This is a genomic window from Nitrospina sp. P1_D6 (assembly GCF_052156615.1).
GTDB lineage: Bacteria > Nitrospinota > Nitrospinia > Nitrospinales > Nitrospinaceae > Nitrospina.
The window spans coordinates 75,693-92,781 of the sequence record NZ_JBQKUN010000005.1 but is presented as its reverse complement, the minus strand read 5'-3'; the positions used below and the strand labels follow the sequence as shown (position 1 = coordinate 92,781).

Annotated in this window: 18 protein-coding genes; 11 read left to right on the top strand and 7 right to left on the bottom strand. The window is 54.7% G+C overall.

The features are described 5' to 3' along the window. The first annotated feature begins 3 nt into the window (after positions 1-3). Genes ACTRXA_RS10010 through ACTRXA_RS09995 form a run of 4 tightly spaced genes read left to right on the top strand, consistent with a single transcriptional unit; the run spans position 4 to position 6,561 of the window. A complete protein-coding gene (locus tag ACTRXA_RS10010) occupies positions 4-1,023 on the top strand; it encodes an ABC transporter ATP-binding protein (protein ID WP_442427055.1) in 1,020 nt (339 codons plus the stop codon). A gap of 45 nt (positions 1,024-1,068) precedes the next feature. Then, complete coding sequence (locus ACTRXA_RS10005) at positions 1,069-1,986, top strand: PfkB family carbohydrate kinase (protein ID WP_442427054.1); 918 nt, start codon at positions 1,069-1,071, stop codon at positions 1,984-1,986. Next, positions 1,986-4,148 (top strand): HAD-IIB family hydrolase, encoded by a 2,163-nt coding sequence (locus ACTRXA_RS10000; protein ID WP_442427053.1) that lies wholly within the window; start codon positions 1,986-1,988, stop codon positions 4,146-4,148. Before ACTRXA_RS10005 ends, ACTRXA_RS10000 begins: the two co-directional genes overlap by 1 nt. Beyond that, positions 4,114-6,561, top strand: coding sequence for a sucrose synthase (locus ACTRXA_RS09995; protein ID WP_442427052.1), 2,448 nt, complete (start codon positions 4,114-4,116; stop codon positions 6,559-6,561). Before ACTRXA_RS10000 ends, ACTRXA_RS09995 begins: the two co-directional genes overlap by 35 nt. 36 nt (positions 6,562-6,597) lie before the next feature. Here ACTRXA_RS09995 and ACTRXA_RS09990 read toward each other — a convergent pair whose 3' ends face one another. From ACTRXA_RS09990 to ACTRXA_RS09970, 5 genes are all read right to left on the bottom strand, one after another. Then, on the bottom strand, positions 6,598-7,065 hold the full coding sequence (locus tag ACTRXA_RS09990; RefSeq protein ID WP_442427051.1) for an SH3 domain-containing protein: 468 nt from the start codon (positions 7,063-7,065) through the stop codon (positions 6,598-6,600). 212 nt (positions 7,066-7,277) lie between these two features. Continuing rightward, positions 7,278-8,024, bottom strand: coding sequence for a DnaJ domain-containing protein (locus ACTRXA_RS09985; RefSeq protein WP_442427050.1), 747 nt, complete (start codon positions 8,022-8,024; stop codon positions 7,278-7,280). Positions 8,025-8,050: 26 nt separating this feature from the next. Then, entirely contained in the window at positions 8,051-8,635 is a 585-nt protein-coding gene (locus ACTRXA_RS09980; protein WP_442427049.1) for a DedA family protein, read from the bottom strand. Beyond that, positions 8,635-8,913: a zinc-ribbon domain-containing protein gene (locus ACTRXA_RS09975; protein WP_442427048.1), complete on the bottom strand. Its 279-nt coding sequence runs from the start codon at positions 8,911-8,913 to the stop codon at positions 8,635-8,637. Before ACTRXA_RS09975 ends, ACTRXA_RS09980 begins: the two co-directional genes overlap by 1 nt. 14 nt (positions 8,914-8,927) lie before the next feature. Next, positions 8,928-9,902, bottom strand: a complete 975-nt coding sequence (locus ACTRXA_RS09970) for a DUF5685 family protein (protein WP_442427047.1) — start codon at positions 9,900-9,902, stop codon at positions 8,928-8,930. A 22-nt stretch (positions 9,903-9,924) separates the two neighbouring features. Here ACTRXA_RS09970 and ACTRXA_RS09965 point away from each other — a divergent pair, with 22 nt between their 5' ends. The 4 genes from ACTRXA_RS09965 (at position 9,925) to ACTRXA_RS09950 (ending at position 12,612) form a co-directional block, all read left to right on the top strand. Beyond that, complete coding sequence (locus tag ACTRXA_RS09965) at positions 9,925-11,061, top strand: glycosyltransferase (protein ID WP_442427046.1); 1,137 nt, start codon at positions 9,925-9,927, stop codon at positions 11,059-11,061. A 150-nt stretch (positions 11,062-11,211) separates the two neighbouring features. Then, entirely contained in the window at positions 11,212-11,532 is a 321-nt protein-coding gene (locus tag ACTRXA_RS09960; RefSeq protein ID WP_442427045.1) for a TfoX/Sxy family protein, read from the top strand. Positions 11,533-11,562: 30 nt separating this feature from the next. Continuing rightward, positions 11,563-12,144 carry a hypothetical protein gene (locus tag ACTRXA_RS09955; protein ID WP_442427044.1) on the top strand — a complete coding sequence of 194 codons (582 nt, stop codon included), beginning with the start codon at positions 11,563-11,565 and terminating at the stop codon, positions 12,142-12,144. A gap of 99 nt (positions 12,145-12,243) precedes the next feature. Further along, complete coding sequence (locus ACTRXA_RS09950) at positions 12,244-12,612, top strand: hypothetical protein (RefSeq protein ID WP_442427043.1); 369 nt, start codon at positions 12,244-12,246, stop codon at positions 12,610-12,612. A gap of 23 nt (positions 12,613-12,635) precedes the next feature. Here ACTRXA_RS09950 and mazG read toward each other — a convergent pair whose 3' ends face one another. Both mazG and hemW read right to left on the bottom strand, forming a co-directional pair. Then, positions 12,636-13,454 (bottom strand): nucleoside triphosphate pyrophosphohydrolase, encoded by an 819-nt coding sequence (gene mazG / locus ACTRXA_RS09945; protein ID WP_442427042.1) that lies wholly within the window; start codon positions 13,452-13,454, stop codon positions 12,636-12,638. Beyond that, a complete protein-coding gene (gene hemW, locus ACTRXA_RS09940; RefSeq protein WP_442427041.1) occupies positions 13,451-14,587 on the bottom strand; it encodes a radical SAM family heme chaperone HemW in 1,137 nt (378 codons plus the stop codon). Before hemW ends, mazG begins: the two co-directional genes overlap by 4 nt. A gap of 88 nt (positions 14,588-14,675) precedes the next feature. Between hemW and era the strand changes: the two genes are divergently transcribed. Genes era through bfr form a run of 3 tightly spaced genes read left to right on the top strand, consistent with a single transcriptional unit; the run spans position 14,676 to position 16,836 of the window. Next, on the top strand, positions 14,676-15,587 hold the full coding sequence (gene era / locus ACTRXA_RS09935; RefSeq protein WP_442427258.1) for a GTPase Era: 912 nt from the start codon (positions 14,676-14,678) through the stop codon (positions 15,585-15,587). Continuing rightward, positions 15,574-16,335, top strand: coding sequence for a type I methionyl aminopeptidase (map, locus tag ACTRXA_RS09930; RefSeq protein WP_442427040.1), 762 nt, complete (start codon positions 15,574-15,576; stop codon positions 16,333-16,335). The genes era and map overlap by 14 nt, the downstream gene beginning before the upstream one ends. 24 nt (positions 16,336-16,359) lie before the next feature. Continuing rightward, complete coding sequence (gene bfr, locus ACTRXA_RS09925) at positions 16,360-16,836, top strand: bacterioferritin (RefSeq protein ID WP_442427039.1); 477 nt, start codon at positions 16,360-16,362, stop codon at positions 16,834-16,836. Positions 16,837-17,089: the final 253 nt, after the last annotated feature.

Genomic DNA, 17,089 nt, shown 5'->3' with positions numbered 1-17,089 from the left:
AATATGGGTACCATTCGTCTCGAACACATCGCACACCGCTTTGGCGAACGAAGAGTCCTAAATGACATCGACCTCGATATCGAGCAGGGCGAGTTTCTCATCGTTCTCGGTGCCAGCGGCTGTGGTAAAACCACCCTGCTCAACCTGGTCGCGGGATTGCTGACGCCGGAATCCGGCCGCATTCTGTTTGAAGAGCGCGACGTCACGGTGCAGGATGTGTCCCGGCGCAATGTCGCGTACGTATTTCAGGATTACGCGCTTTACCCGCACATGACGGTGGAGGAGAACATCCGGTTTCCGCTGGAGAATATGAAATGGTCGAAAGCGAGTATGGCGGTCCAGGTGGAAGAAACGCTTGAGCGTCTCCATCTGGAAGACGTCCGTGACCAGATTCCGGCTCAGTTGTCCGGCGGACAGAAGCAGCGGGTGGCCGTTGGGCGGGCGCTGGTACGGGACCCAGCCTTGTTCCTGTTCGATGAACCGCTTAGCAACCTGGACCCGCAGCTTCGCGACCATCTGCAGGTCGAACTCAAACACCTGCACCGCCAGCTGGGAAAAACGTTCATCTATGTGACGCACGACGCGCATTCGGCGATGGTGCTGGGTGACCGCGTGGCTTTTTTATCGGGGGGGCGTATCCGGCAGGTGGCGTCGCCTGGGGTCCTGTACCGGGAACCGGCGACCTTGGAAATTGCCCGGTTTTTCGGCTTTCCCCCGTTCAATGTCCTTGAGCAGGAAGGGTTGAACCAATTGTTACAGGAACCGGTTCCGAAAACCGCCGTGAAAGCAGGCATCCGTCCGGAACACGTGCGGATCGTCCCCGATGAAAGCGGGCCCCATCAAGTCCTGTGGGGGCAGTTGCTGGGAGACCGGGCTTTCGCTACGGTGTCGTTGGGAGGTGTTTCCCTGTGTGGTGTGTGCGAATATTCCGACCTGCGGGAAGGGGAAAGGGTGTCCGTTCACATCGATAAAAATAATATGATGTATTTTGACGATGAGGATTTTAGAATAGCGGATTGTTGACTGGTTTCAAAAATTTGTGGATGGTTTGAAGAGGAGGAATCTGGGATGCGGGTGCACCGACCTTACGGACCGGTTCTTGTGATGGGCGAGGTCCTGTTTGACAAGTTTGAAAGTGGAAAGCGGCTGGGAGGGGCGCCGTTCAATTATGCCTTTCATCTTCATAAGATGGGCATTCCCGTGCACTTCATCAGCCGGGTCGGAGACGACGCCGAAGGCCGTGAAATTCTGGAGTTCGCCCGGAGCCACGGATTCCCCACCGGGGGCATCCAGATCGATCCTCACCATCCCACCGGCGAGGTGACGGTCCGCCCCGATTCAAGCAACGGGCATCGATTCGAAATCCTGCCGGACCGCGCTTACGATTTCATCGAGGTCGATGTGTATCTCCAAAAACGTTTTCGTGATGACATTCCACTGGCTTACTTTGGTACCCTCATCCAGCGAAATGGGAAATCCCGCGAAACCTTGCAGGAGATTCAGAAGAAGCTGGGGCTGAAGTCCACCTTCTTGCTGGATATCAACCTGCGTGCTCCGTTTTATGACCGTGATGTGATCGAAAATTCGCTTAAAAACTGCGACATCCTGAAAGCCAACCGGCATGAGCTTCAGGAAATCAAAAAGCTTCTTGCCATAGATAAAACGGTGGCGGAGCTCCCACGGTATCTGGCGGAACGTTACAAGCTGGGGCTGGTCTGCGTGACGAATGGAAACAAGACCAGCGTCATTTTTGAAACGGGAAACCGGAATCCGTTCCAGTGCACCCCGGATGACAGCTATGAAATCGTGGATTCCGTCGGGGCGGGGGACGGGTTCAGTTCCATGTTGTCGCTCGGCTACTTGGCAAGCTGGCCGTTGCAGACGGTCCTCGAGCGCGCCTGTGTGTTTGCCACCGGGTTGTGCGGTGTGCAGGGCGCGTTGCCGGGCGACGACAAATTTTATCAACCCTATCGACTGGTCAGGTGATGGGTCAGAACAGCCAGGGCTTGTACATCATGATGTTCAGCATCCACGGATTGGTCCGCCCCCGGAACATTGAAATGGGCCGGGACGCGGACACCGGCGGACAGGTGAAGTACGTCATCGAACTGGCTGAAGAACTGGGCAAGCGTCCGGAAGTCCGGCGGGTGGATCTGTTCACACGTCTCATACGTGACCGCCGTGTCTCGGAAGATTATTCCGTTCCGGTGGAAAACCTCACCGACAAGGTTCGTATCGTTCGCATTCCCTGCGGCGGCGGCAAATACATCCGCAAGGAATTGCTGTGGAACCACCTCGACGAATTCATCGACAAGACGGTTAAGTACATCAAGCGCGAGGACGACATCCCTTATCTCGTTCACGGGCATTATGCCGACGGCGGTTATGTGGCCCGTCACCTCGCGTCCTTGTTCGGGGTGCCGTTCGTTTTTACCGGGCACTCACTGGGCAAAGCCAAAAAATCCAAGCTGTGCGACGAGGGCTTGTCCGACGAAGACATGAACCGGAAGTATCACATCGATTACCGGATCCGGGTGGAAGAGGATATTATCGGTTGCGCCGACCTTGTGGTTACCAGCACGCACCAGGAGGTGGAACGGCAATATGGAATGTACGAGCACAACACCGTTCCCGAATACCTGGTCAATCCCCCGGGGCTTGATCTGGAACGATTCTTTCCTTATTACGCGGAGGATCAGGAAAACGAGCACAGCCGCCAGGCGCGGGTGGCCATCGACAACGAACTCAATCGTTTTTTCCTGAACACGGACAAACCGCTCATTCTTGCTTTGTGCCGTCCGGACAAACGAAAAAACATCGGCGCACTCATTCAGGCATACGGCGAGAGCAAGGAGTTGCAGGCCATTGCCAATCTGGCCGTCTTTCTCGGCATTCGCAAAAACATCATGGACATGGGCGACAACGAAAAATCCGTGCTCATTGAAACTCTTTTGCTCATGGACAAATTCGATTTGTACGGAAAGCTGGCGATTCCGAAGAAACACGATTTTACGTATGAGGTGCCGGAGCTATACCGCATGGTGGCTTTGCGTCAGGGGGTGTTCGTGAACCCCGCACTCACGGAGCCGTTTGGCCTGACCCTGCTGGAATCCGCCGCCTGCGGTGTTCCCATTGTCGCCACCAATGACGGCGGTCCGGTGGACATTGTCAAGAACTGCCAGAATGGCCTTTTGATCGATGTCTCGGATCCGAACACCATCAGCCGGGCTATCAAGGAAATTCTGATCGATCCGGAAGAATGGAAGAGGTATTCCAGCAACGGTATCAATAACGTGCGCACGCATTACACCTGGGATGCGCATATCGATCGTTACCTGGAAACGATCCATGGTTTGAAGGGCGGGTCCCATAAGGATTTGTATGCCATTGACGGCGATCCCATTGCCGTAAAGATGCTGAGCCGCAACAAGATGATTGTGTGTGACATCGACAACACCCTGACCGGGGACCCGGAATCCCTTGAAAAGCTGCTTGCCTTGATTGACCCTTATAAAAAATCAATTGCATTCGGTGTGGCAACGGGTCGAACCATCGACTCCGCCCTGGAGTTTCTCAAGGAGAATAATGTTCCGGTTCCGGAGATACTGATCACCTCTGTCGGCGCTGAAATTTATTATGGAGGATCCGGCAATCCCGATCAGGGCTGGGCCATGCACCTGCGCCAGAAATGGGACAAGGAAAAAATCAAGAGGTTGCTTGGCACGCTTCCTTTTTTGGAACCCCAGGAGCCTGAAACCGAACGGGAATTCAAGGTCAGTTACTATATGGAACCTAAAGAAGAATATCTAAAGCAGGCTCATGATCTGTTGACCCGCAACGGTTGCCGTTACCAGTTGATTTATTCGCATCAGCAGTTTCTCGATATTCTGCCGCAACGTGCCTCCAAGGGGAAAGCGCTTCGCTACCTCAGCTATAAATGGGAGATTCCGCTGGAAAATTTCCTGGTTGCCGGGGATTCCGGAAACGACGAGGAAATGATGCGCGGTGACCCGAAGGGTGTGGTGGTTGGAAATTACAGTGAGGAAATGGAAATGCTTAGAGGCAAGCGGGGTGTATATTTTTCCAAACTAAACTACGCGGCGGGAGTGATCGATGGCATTCACCGCTACCGATTCCTGGAGTCTTGAAGTGAACGATTCGTATTCCATCGCAACGCTTTTGAAAGAAGAGGAGATCAAATGCTTCCGCGAGTTCATTTATGAACTGGATCATGATCCGCAGAAGCATTTTCTACGCAACGACATTGTTCTCAAATCCGAAGCGTACCTCAGGCAGAAAAACCAGGCCCATCCGGAATTGGGCGGATTCGAAGGTCTGGAACTCTTTCTTTCGCGGACGCAGGAGATGCTGTTGCTTGACCAATACGCAGTGCTTCTCTATCGCGCGAAAGTCGGTCAGTATCAGTTTTACCGGTTTCATAAAAATGAAGAAACGGTGGATGAATTGAATCCGGAGGAGTTTCTGGATTACCGCGAAGTGGTTGCGGGCTACCCGTACGAACCCGCCGAAAAGAAACTGGAAATCAACTTCGGCCCTTTTTACAGTCTGGGGCCGGTGATCCGGGACCACCGTAAAATCGGTTCGGGGCAACGGTTTTTAAACAGTTTCATGGCGGGAAAACTGCAAGGGGAATGGAGCAAATGGCAGGCCCACCTTTGCGACTTCCTTAAAATTCACAGTATCAACGGGGAACAGATTCTCGTGGATGGGCAAATCGTGCAGGACCCGCACCAGCTGTTCGAAGCCCTGCAAAAAGCCATCAGCTACCTGGAAAGTCAACCGGAGAACGGACCGATCCAGAAGGAAAAAAGTCATTTGCGGGGTCTGGGGTTCTGTGACGGGTTCGGCGATACGGTGGGCAGGGTGCTCAAGAACCTCCAGTTGCTGGCCAACCTGCTTGAGGAACCGCGGGCGGAAAACCTGGAGGAATTCATCAGCGTCATTCCCATGGTGAGCCGGGTGGCCATCATTTCTCCCCATGGATGGTTCGGGCAGGAGAATGTGCTGGGCCGTCCGGATACGGGAGGGCAGGTCGTTTATATCCTCGACCAGGTCAAGGCTCTCGAAAAATACCTGAAGGCCTCGCTTCGGAACGCGGGCCTCAAGGCCCAACCGAAGATCATCATCGTCACCCGCCTGATTCCGGAAAGCGAAGGAACCACCTGCGACCATCGTTTGGAAAAAGTACACGGAACACAGAACTGCTGGATATTGCGTGTGCCGTTCAAGGACGAGCATCAGAACATCGTTCCGCACTGGATGTCACGATTCCGCGTGTGGCCCTACCTTGAGCAGTTCGCGCTTGATGCCAAGAACGAACTCTTGACGGAATTCGGCGGAAAGCCCGACCTCATCGTCGGCAACTATTCCGATGGCAACCTGGTTGCGTCGCTTCTCGCATCGTGGTTGCAGGTCATTCAGTGCAACATCGCGCACGCGCTGGAAAAACCAAAATACCTGTTCTCCGCACTGTACTGGAAAGATCTTGAGCCCGACTATAATTTTTCCCTGCAGTTCACAGCCGACCTCATTGCCATGAACAAGGCGGACATCATCATCTCCAGCACCTCGCAGGAGATCGCGGGCACCGACACGAGCATGGGCCAATACGAATCGTATCGACTATTTTCCATGCCGGGTCTATACAAGGTGGCCAATGGCGTCCATTTGCATCACCCAAAATTCAATGTGGTGTCGCCGGGTGTGGATGATTCCTTGTACTTTCCGTTTACGCAGAAGAACAAGCGCATGGAAAATCAGACGGGCGAGTTGACGGAACGATTGTTTCACCACGGTGGGCCTGAGGCCTACGGCGAGTTGAGCGATCCGGACAAGCCGCCTATTTTCACCATGGCACGCCTGGATAAAATCAAAAACCTGACAGGGTTGGTTGAGGCATATGGCCAGAGTCCGCAGTTGCAGGAAATGGCGAACCTCATTGTGGTGACGCGGTCAATTCGCGAAGAGGGTGTGGAAGACGATGAAGAGCGGCATCAATTGAAACGTATGTATGAATTGATCGCGCAATACGATCTGTATTCCAAAATACGCTGGGTGGAAAACTCGTCACGACAGAACGGAGCTGAGATGTACCGGATCGTCGGAGATCGCCAGGGGGTGTTTGTGCAACCAGCCCTGTTTGAAGCTTTCGGGCTGACGGTGCTGGAGGGCATGGCCAGCGGCCTTCCTGTATTTGCCACGCAGTTCGGCGGGCCACAGGAGATCATTCAGGATGGCAAGAACGGCTTTCTCATCAACCCCACCCAACCTTCGCTCATCAGCGAACCCCTGGTGAAGTTCCTGGATCGCGCCGGATCCGACTCAACGTATTGGAAAACGATTTCGGGCCAGGCCATTACGCGCGTTAAAGAGGCATACACGTGGAAGCTGTACTCGGAGAAACTGCTCAAGTTCGCAAAGTTGTATGGATTCTGGAATTACTCGGAATTATCGGAGGAAAAAAAAGAGCTGGATCAATACTGCAATCTACTGTTCCACCTGTTTTTCAAGAAACGCGCCGACATGTTGATGCCAAAATAAATCGGTCATTTGGAAACGTGGCATGTGGCGGCCAGGTCAGCGGATCCACACCAAGGGCTGGTACACCCATGCCTTGTCGCCCATCGCATCAACGATTTGCACCCAGTTGTTCTCCACTTTGAGGACTTTTACCGAAAAGTATTTGTCCACCGGGCTCCACGGCACGCGGGAATGATTGGTTCCGGGCCCCGTTCGCATATTTGTTTTGTTCTGTTTGACCACCGCGCATTTGAAGTCATTGGTGATCAGTCTCTCGTGCAGCCAGTAGATGTCACCGTCTACATCTTGAACCCTGAGCCATTCGCCTTTCTTTGCCAACTGCTGGAAGGGCATGTACTTAAACACCTCCCACAATTTTTCGTAATTCAGGCCGGGACCTTTTCGTAAATTGGCTTTTTTGACGTTCACACATAGAGCCTGCGCCTCGGTGACGGCAAAGGGATGAGAAAGAAGGGTGACAGCGAAAATAAAAAGGAACGCGAAAGGCAATTTAAAGCGGTGCATGGTTGTTTCCGGGTTTGATGGTGATTGCTGGATTGAAGTTCGAAAACCTTGAAACATGCTGCAACAGTGGTCTACAAAGGATCCTGGGCGACAAGCCGCTTCGGTCAAACTTTGAATGCAGATGAGGTGCCACCTGCAAGTGAAATGTTGGCATTCAGCTTACCACCATCCAATGCCAGATTCAATTGGCCCTCCGGCGCAGAAAAACGCACTCAACGCCGTCTTCGTTCCAGCCACCACAGACCGCCTGAAAGCACCAGATGAATCATTCCTACCTGTAAAAGGAATCGCGGCAAACTCCAGTAAGAAATTTCGCGGTCGTTCAAACGGTAGGTGAATGAAAAAAAATCTTTCTTGATGCGGTCGCCTGCCTGGACTTCCTGGTACAGGTCGGGCTTCACCCGCTTTTTCTTTTCGACGCCTTCATCGTTTTTCACCGACAAATAATAGGACTGTGTTTGAAACAGTTTCTCCTCAATGTTTTTGTCCGTGATCTCCCCGGTCATTGACGTAAAGAATTTAAAAAAATAAAGGGCCCCGAACACCGCGATCATCAGCACCCTGGGATTCAAAAGCAGGCGCTGCATGCGTTCTTTTTCTGATGGACGCGCCCGCAGGTCGCCCACGAAAAAGGAGTGGATGAACGGGGTGATGAAGTCGTACTGGAAATACGGGTAGCCGGAGTAATGAGGACGGTAAAACCGGCGGGGACCCTGCGGCCCGGAGTGTGGCGATGAAGTGCCAAACAACTGTGCGTCGTAACCCCTGCGCCGGTTCAGGTTGGACAGCACGCGGTAGGCTTCCGCAATTTCGGCGAAGCGGTCGTGATGGCCGTCATGGCTTTCCGGGTTTTTGTCCGGGTGATGCTGTTTCGCCAGTGTGCGGTAGGCCTTTTTGATTTCTGCATACGTCGCTTCGGGTGCCACGCCCAGGATTTCGTAAAAATTCTTTTGTGTCATAGGGGATGCATGTTGGTTTGCCGAATTCAGGGACGGTGCGGAGAACGCAGGGTTCGGCGGGCGATGATGTACAACACCAGTACGAAGCACACCGCCACCGCCACGTTGCCCCACTTCAATTCCTTGAGTGCATCCAGCACAAACGGTCCCGAATAAAAACTGGCGGCGGTGTAGGTTATCGAGAACAACACGTTGCCCAGAAACGAATACACCACGTAACGGCGCGTATCGTAGTGGATCATCCCGGCGAACGGCGGAATGATTTTCGACACCGCAAACAGGAAGCGGCCGAGGATCACCACCACTGCCGGGCGCGTCTGGAACATGCGGTGCGTGGTGACAATGGCGCCTTCCATGCGGCGCACCCAGGAAAACTGCATCCAGTAAGCCAGCCCCGTCTTGTAACCGAGAAAGTAGAGGAACAGGTCGGCGATCCATCCCCCCGCAAACCCGCACAAGAGAACGCCGTACACGTTCAACAGGTCCTTGGACGCGGCGATGCCGCCGAACACCAGAAACAGGGGGATGCCGTAATGATCGAAATAAGTGCCGGCGAGAACGATGCCGTACCCGTAATCCGCGACCAGACCCTCAATGGTCTCGGGAGACATTATTCACAGGCATCGCAAAGCAGGTTGGACAGGGCGTTCATACAGCAACATCCGGCATAGGCGCCGGCCCCGGAGGTGGCGCTGTGGACGAAGGTTTCCTTCAGGTCCGGGCGCTCGTAATAGCCGGGCGGCATCTGCCGGTTTCCCTGATGGGGCGGGCCCGGTTGCTGGTATTGCTGGGGAGTGCGCATTTCGGGATTGTCCACGATCTGCGTGCCGCACCGCGTGCAGAAATTGGCCTGATCCGAGTTCTCCGCTCCACAGTTCGGGCAAAACATAGTCTCTCCTGTCGTTAAAAATCCTTGCAGTTGAAAAACATCTTTTCCGAAACGGGCTTTCGAAGCACCATCGCGTCGTACGCCTGCCGCGCTTCCCGGTCCAAACTGTAAGTGACGATGTTGTTCACGATCGGCCAGGCGTCGCGCAGGTCCAGATCCGGAAGCCGGTTCAGCATGCGGTCGCGGCCCGCGTGGACCGTTTCGAGGTACTTATTATAGTAATCCCGCAGGCAATTTTCATCGGTTAAATTCAACCCCGGTTCGGCGCGCAGGATAGGGTTGAACCGGCTCGCCGAACGGTCCGCGTGCAGGTCGGCCATGGCATCGAGAAGGTTTATCAGCCGGCCCAGCTCAAAGAAAAAAGCGTACAAGGCTTCAAAGCGGTCTTTGGCAATTTTATCCTGGAACGCCTGCGTCATGATGTGCGCGAATACCTTGCCCCACTGACCGAGAAAGCGGGCGATGTCCGTCACCGACAGGTCCTGCTCCATGCGGTGCAGGACGGCGACCTCCCGTTCGATATATTCGAGGTCGATGTGGAACCGGTTATACAGTTTTTTGCTTTTGCGGAATGTGCGATTGAGACGGCGTTGAACCCAGCCGTTGTATCGCCTCAGCCAGAACCCGGTTTCGTCTTCCAGGTTGTCCTGAAACTTGATGACGAAGGCGAGGAGGGATACCGCCGCGCCCAGTTGCACCGCCTCGTGCTCCGGGGGCAGGGCGGCAACTTTGGCGATCGGCACACCGGAACAGCGGTCCTTGACCGCCCCGATGTCTTGCACTACCATCTCGTTATAGAGCATTGCCAACAAGGTGCCTTCATAGCTGTTGATGAAAGCGTAAGGCCGCGAATGGTTGCGCACCAGGTGTCGGCACACACTGCAATAATACAGCTTGTAGTAAGTGCAGTCCTTGACCAGCAGTTCCATTTTGAAGGGTTTGACCAGTCCCAGCATGGGGGTATCCGTGTTGAAGGCCGCAAGTTTCAATTTTTCCCCGGTATTGTAGCAGATGGCATGGCTCACGGTTTTGCAAATAATAGTGGTTGTGATCGTTGTGGTGTATTTCGGATCCAACCTGCTGTCGCTGGTCCGGGTGCGCCCGGCCGCGCCACCCCTGCCCAGCATGCCGCTTGTTTCCATCTGCGTCCCCGCTCGCAACGAAGAACGCGACATAGAAGCCTGCCTGACGTCCCTCCTCCAACAGGATTACCCTGAGTTTGAAGTCATTGCGGTCGATGACCACTCCACCGACCGGACGGCCGAAATCATCCGCGCGTTGCAGGAAAAATATCCGCGCCTGAAAAGCATCCAGAGCGCCCCTTTGCCGGAGGGCTGGTACGGAAAGCCATTCGCCCTTCACCAGGCCAGTCAGGTGGCCAGGGGCAAGCTGTTGCTGTTCACCGACGCCGACCCTGTTTTCGAGCCGCACGCGCTGGCCTCGGCGGTGCACTTCATGCAGTTGCGTCGGCTGGATCTGTTGACCCTCATGCCGCGTGCGCTCTTCGGTTCGTTCTGGGAGCGGGCCGTGCAGCCCGTGATCTTCGGTCTGATCGCGGGATTGAGCCGCTTTCGGAAAATCGCCGATCCCAACGACCCCCACGCCATGGGTTTCGGCGCGTTTCTCCTGATCACCCGCGATCTGTACCGCAGGATGGGGGGACATGAATCCGTGCGCGCCCGCATTTTGGAAGACATCAGTCTCGCCCGCGTGGCCAAGCAGAACGGAGCCCGCATGCTGGCTGCCGACGGCAAACGGCTGTTCTCCATCCGAATGTACCATTCGCTCCGGGAAATCTGGGAAGGCTGGCGCAAGAACGTGTTCCTTGCTTTCAAGCAGTCGATCCCGAAAACGTTTTATTACGTCACCATGATCCTCGGCTTTACCCTGACACCGTGGGTTCTGGCTGTCGTCAATGCAGCGGTCGATGCCGCGGCGTGGGTGCAGGCGGTGTCCACCGTTACGCTGCTCATGGTGCTGTTCACTGAAGTCAGCCTGTGCGAGGAACTCGGCCTCTCCGGGTGGTGTATATGGATTTTTCCGCTGGGTGGCATTGTGGTGTGCGGCATCCTCGTCAATTCCATGATCCACGTGCTGTTCAAGAAACAATCCATGTGGCGGGGACGGCGCTACGCTTCTCCTACCTGAATGGTCGTATTTTCCCTTGCTCTGGAACCCCCAGGCTTTCCGTGAGTTGAATAATAAACAAGCTCCGTCCATTTGGCGTTATGATGGAAACAGTCTGTTCGCGGCGGTTTTCTGAGGGCCGGGTTGTTCCCCATTTATCCCAATATAAATATGACAGATTCTTCTTTCACCGACTTTGTACTGGAGCAGCTTGAAGGGATGGGACCAGTGCGCTGCCGTGCCATGTTCGGCGGTCACGGGCTCTACGCCGATGACGTTTTTTTCGCCATCATTTACAACAACGTGCTGTACTTCAAAACCGATGGGAAAACCGTGTCCCAATTTGTGGGGCAGGGGATGCGACCGTTCCAGCCGAGGCCGGGCCAGACCCTCAAAAATTATTACGAAGTTCCTACAGAGGTTCTGGAAAACGCTGACACGCTGATCCAGTGGGCGAGGCAGGCTGTGGCCGTGGACGACTCCAAAAAGTGAGGGGATGCGCTTGAATATGGAGACTTTTTTATGAATTGGACATCTAAATGGTGGAGGAGCGCACTCATCCTGCTTCTTTGGATCGGTGTGGTGATCCCTGGCTTTTACGGGGAAGCGGAATCGGCGGACAGCCCGCCTGAGTTTTATATTTCCAAAAACATCTGCCCTTTCGAGTGCTGCAGCTATGGCCGCTGGCGTGCGGTGAAACCCGTGGACCTGAAAGATTCGCCCAACGGCAAGGTGATTGGAAGGGTTGAGGAGGGAGAACGCGTCGACGCCATCACCGGAGAGGTTCACGCGAAGCCTGGCATTCTGAAAGTGGTGGTTCCTTTCAAACAGTTCAAAAAAGGCGATACGATTTACATCCTTCATTATGTTGGCGAAGGTTTTTTCAAATATTGGCATCAGGGGAAAGTCGGTGGGGAAGAATTCATTTTTCTCCTGAACCTGGCGGAGGACGATCCCCTGTGCAAAACCCCGCGCGAGGACTGCTGGGGACAGTTGCAAAAGGCCGAGGAAAGCGTGTGGTGGGTTCAAATGAAAAACGACGGCGGAACCGTCGGCTGGACGGACCGTCCGGAACTTTTTGGCGACAAGGACAGTTGTGGTTGACACAGGGAAAGGGGTGCCTTTGCGTTTTCGCCCTGGAAGGACGAGGAGCGACAAACGTGGCCGGCGAAGTTCCTGTGAACGTTTACTAGAGAGGTGTTTATGAAACTCACTCCCGGTAACTGCTGGGCTTATGTGCTGTTGCTGATCGTCACTGCGGGGTACAACGTGATGGTGATCTCCGGGCTCGCTTTGCTCAACCAGCACCTGGAGGCCATTGCGCCGGTCACATACTGGCCGCGCATCACGGTGGTGTTTGCCAACGAAGCGACGGTGATGCTGTGGCCGATCCTCGGCATCGTGTCACTGATTGGAAACGTCGCCTGGGGTGTGCACCGCGCCGGCGACACCGCCAATCGCGCACCGCATGCGCTTCCCATGTTCTGCCACCTGGCGTGGATCGTCGCCTGTTCGCTGTGGCACATTGCCGGAGCCATGGCGCCGTTCATCCTGATGGGTGAGCATCTTTAAGGAGGGAAGGGGAGGGGAACGGCTTATTTGCTTTTCGCTTCCTGCCAGTAGCGTTCCATCTCTTCAAGCGGGGTGTCCTTGAGCGCCTTGCCCTGTTTCGCCACCTGTTCCTCAATGTAATGAAAGCGTTTTACGAATTTGTTGTTGGTCTGGCGAAGGGCTTCCTCCGCATCCAGCTTCTGAAACCGCGCCACGTTGGCCAGCACGAATAAGATATCTCCCAGCTCGCTTTCCACGTGCGCCTCGTCGCCGTCCCGCACCGCTTCCTTGAACTCGGCGATCTCCTCGTCCAGTTTGGCGAACACCTCGTCAATCTTGTCCCAGTCGAAACCCTGCTTCGCGGCTTTCTTCTGTAACTTCTGCGCCCGTTTGAGTCCGGGTAAATGCAACGGCACGCCATCCAGAGCCGAGGAACGCCCTTGATTGGCTTTCTCGGTTTTCTTGATCTGTTCCCACTGGTCCACCACCTGGTCGGGCGTGTGCAGTTCGCCTTCCTTGAACACGTGCGGGTGCCGCCGCACCATCTTGTCGGCGATGGTGTTGACCACGTCCCGGATGTCGAACTCCTTTTGCAGTTCGGAGATTTTGGCGTGGAATAAAATCTGGTAGAGCAGGTCGCCCAGCTCGTCCTTGATTTTTTCCGGATCGTTGTGGTCGAGTGCTTCCAGCGCCTCGTAGGTTTCCTCCACGAGGTAGGGTTTGAGCGACTCGCGCGTCTGCACCCGGTCCCACGGACACCCGTTTTCCCCCATGAGGCGATCCACAATGGCGACCAGCTCTCCGAACGCTTGTGCGGCGTTTTCGTTCATGTTGTCTTCCTTGTTGATGTTGGATTGGTTCATTCGATGAATTCGAGGATCACCGAGTCGGCCAGGTACAACCCGCGCGTGGATAAGGCCAGGCGGTCGCCGTGCACGGACACCAGATCCTGTTCGCGCAGGCGTTCGACGACGGAGCCGAACACCGTTTCGAACGGCACCTGGAACCGCTGTTCGAATTTCGGGATGTGTACGCCGCGTTTCATACGCAGGCCCAGCATCAGGGTTTCGCCCATGGCCTGCCGGGCGTCGAGGCGTTCCCGGGTCTGTACCGCGTGGCCGTCGGTTTGAACACGGTCGATGTAATGCGCCGGCGTGTTGAAGTTTTTGCAGCGCACGCCGTCGAGGTAAGACGACGCCCCGGCGCCGAGTCCGAGGTAGTCGCCGTTTTCCCAGTAGAGCGTGTTGTGCCGGCTTTCGTAACCGGGTTTTGCGAAATTGGAAATCTCGTAATGCTCGTAGCCGGCTTCCCCCAGCCGCTCGATGCTGTACTGGTACAACTCCAGTTGAAAATCTTCTGAAGGCAGGGTGAGTGTTCCCGCTTCATGCAGTTTGTGAAAAGCCGTGCCCGGTTCGATGGTCAGGTTGTAGGCGGAGAGGTGTTCCGGGTTTTTGGCGATGGCCTGTTCCAGGTTGTCCTGCCAGCGTTCTTTCGACTGGCCTGGCAGGGCGAACATGAGGTCGAGCGACAGGTTGTCGAAACCCGCCCGGCGGGCGCGCTCGACCGTCTGGTGGATTTCTTCGACGCTGTGCACGCGGTCGAGGGTTTTCAGTTCGTCCGCGTCGAAGGACTGCACGCCGACGCTCAGGCGGTTGATGCCCGCGGCGCGGAGGCATTTCAGGTTTTCCGTCTCGACGGTGGACGGGTTGGCCTCGGTGGTGATCTCCGCGTCGCTGGCTACGTCGAAATACCGCCTGCAGGCTTTGAGGATGCGGATCTGGTCTCCCGCCGGAAGCGTGGTGGGGGTACCGCCCCCGAAAAAGATCGTCTCCACCCGGCGGTCTTTCAGCCGGGGGGCGTAATGGCGGATTTCTTCGATCAATGCCGGAACGTACCGCTCCCGTTCGGAGGCGTTCTCCGGATGCGAATTGAAATCGCAGTAGCCGCACTTGTGCAGGCAGTAGGGGATGTGGATGTAAAGGCCGATCGGGTCCATTGCGTTAACCACTTGGTTTCTGGTTTCACCTATAATACAATCTAACATTTTCGGCGTATAGCCCGCATTTTTAGGGAGTGCCCACAACATCACCACCCACGACACAGGATTCAAATCCGGATATGCCAGCCTGATCGGCAAGCCCAACGTCGGCAAATCGACGTTGCTCAACCGTCTGGTCCGCGAAAAACTGGCGGCCATGTCACGCCGTCCCCAGACCACGCGCAACCGGATCACCGGGGTCTGCCACCTGAATGGAGGGCAGATCATCCTCATGGACACGCCGGGTATCCACCAGGGGGCGAGCAAGCTGAATGAGGAGATGGTGAAAACCTCGCTCAGCACCTACGGCGATGTGGACCTGATCCTGTTCATGATCGACGCCCGCCACGGGTGCGGGGAGGACGATGTGTTTGTGCTGGAATCCCTGAAGCAGACGCGCACACCGAAAATCCTGGTGATCAACAAGATCGACCTGATCCCCAAGGCGCGTATTCTCGAATTGACCGGCGAAATCAATGCACGCGAGACGTTTGTCGAAACCGTGCCCATTTCGGCATTGAAGGATGACGGGCTGGACCTGCTGGAGCAGGTGATTCTCAAACACCTTCCCGAAGGACCGCGCTATTTTCCTGATGACATGATCACCGACGCACCAGAAGAATTCCTGATAATGGAAATCATTCGCGAAAAAGTGTTCAAGCTCACCGCAATGGAAATTCCTTACTCCGTTGCGGTGATGGTGGATGGTTTGCGTGAAGGAAAACGTGGTATGTTGGTGATCGATGCAACCATTTTTGTGGAAAAAGCATCTCAAAAGAAGATAGTCATCGGTGGAGGTGGAAAACTGCTCAAGAAGATCGGCACCTGGTCACGCGAAGAGATCGAGCGGCGGTTCGGCAACAAGGTATTCCTCAACCTGTATGTTAAAGTGAAAGAGCGATGGCGCGACAACGTTCGTGACCTTAAGGAGTTTGGGTACAAGCATGGTTTCCATTAAAACCGATGAAGAAATCGAAAAGATGCGGGTGACCGGCCGGCTGGCGGCGGAGGTCCTTGTGATGATTGAGTCGTACATCAAACCGGGCGTGACGACCAACGAGCTCAATGACATCTGTCACGACTACATCATCAAGAAAGGGGCTATTCCTGCTCCCCTGAACTACCGGGGGTTTCCCAAAAGCATATGCACTTCGGTGAACGACGAGGTGTGTCACGGTATCCCCTCCGACCGCAAGCTGCGAAACGGAGACATTGTCAATCTGGATGTCACCACCATCGTGGACGGATACCACGGCGACACCAACAAGACGTTTTTCGTGGGGTCGCCGCGCAAGAACGCGCAGAAGCTCACCGAGACCACCAAGATCGCCCTGCACAAGGCCATCGACGTGGTGCGGCCGGGGGCCCATCTGGGCGACATCGGAGCCACCATCCAGCAGTTTGTGGAAAAGAAGGGGTATTCCGTGGTGCGGGAGTTCTGCGGGCACGGCATTGGAGCCAAATTCCACGATGAACCCCAGGTGCTTCACTTCGGCCAGTTCGGACAGGGTATGGAGTTGAGGCAGGGAATGACATTCACCATCGAACCCATGGTCAACATGGGTGGACGGGAGCTGCGGATTCTCGATGACAACTGGACCGCCATCACTCTGGACGGTTCCCTGTCTGCGCAGTTCGAACACACCATCCTTGTTACGGCCGATGGGGCAGAAGTGCTGACTCGAACAGAAGGAACCTCATTTTAAACGTTCTACTTGGAGGAGCGATTCATGAAAGGTGATAAAAAAATCATCGACGCGCTCAATGATATTTTGACCGGGGAATTGACTGCTATCAATATTTACTATCTGCATTACAAGATGCAGGAAAACTGGGGGTACGAAAAACTGGCCGCGCACAGCCGGGAGGAGTCGATGGAGGAGATGAAGCACGCAAACCAGCTCATCGAACGCATCCTGTTTCTGGAAGGCGCTCCCAACATGGCCCGGTACGAGGAAATCCCCGTCGGCAAAAATTGCCAGGAGCAGTTGAAAAGCGAATACGCCTACGAAAAGAAACACGTTGAAAAACTGAAAAAGCACATTCGGCTGTGCCTAGACAAAAACGACTTTGTCACCAAGGAACTTCTCGATGGGATCCTGAAGGATTCAGAGGAAAGCTGTGACTGGCTGGAGACCCAGTTCTCGCGTATCCAGGACATTGGGATTCAGAATTATCTGACAGAGCACATGAAGACCGAAGAATAACCCTCCTCACACGGACTCTCCCCCGAATTCCAGGCCGCCCGGTTTTAACCGGGCGGCTTTTTTTGTCCCACCTCAAACCATTTGATTCCGGATTTCATTTTCAATTGGGAAGTCATGAGAATACTGAAAACAGGAATTGCTTTGAACCACAGGATGTCAATAAATTATTGTAAATAAAGTAGTTTTGTTTTATCTGTAAAAATTTTGCGAGCCCCCATTGACAATGATTCTCAATTTCGGTATTAATGACTTT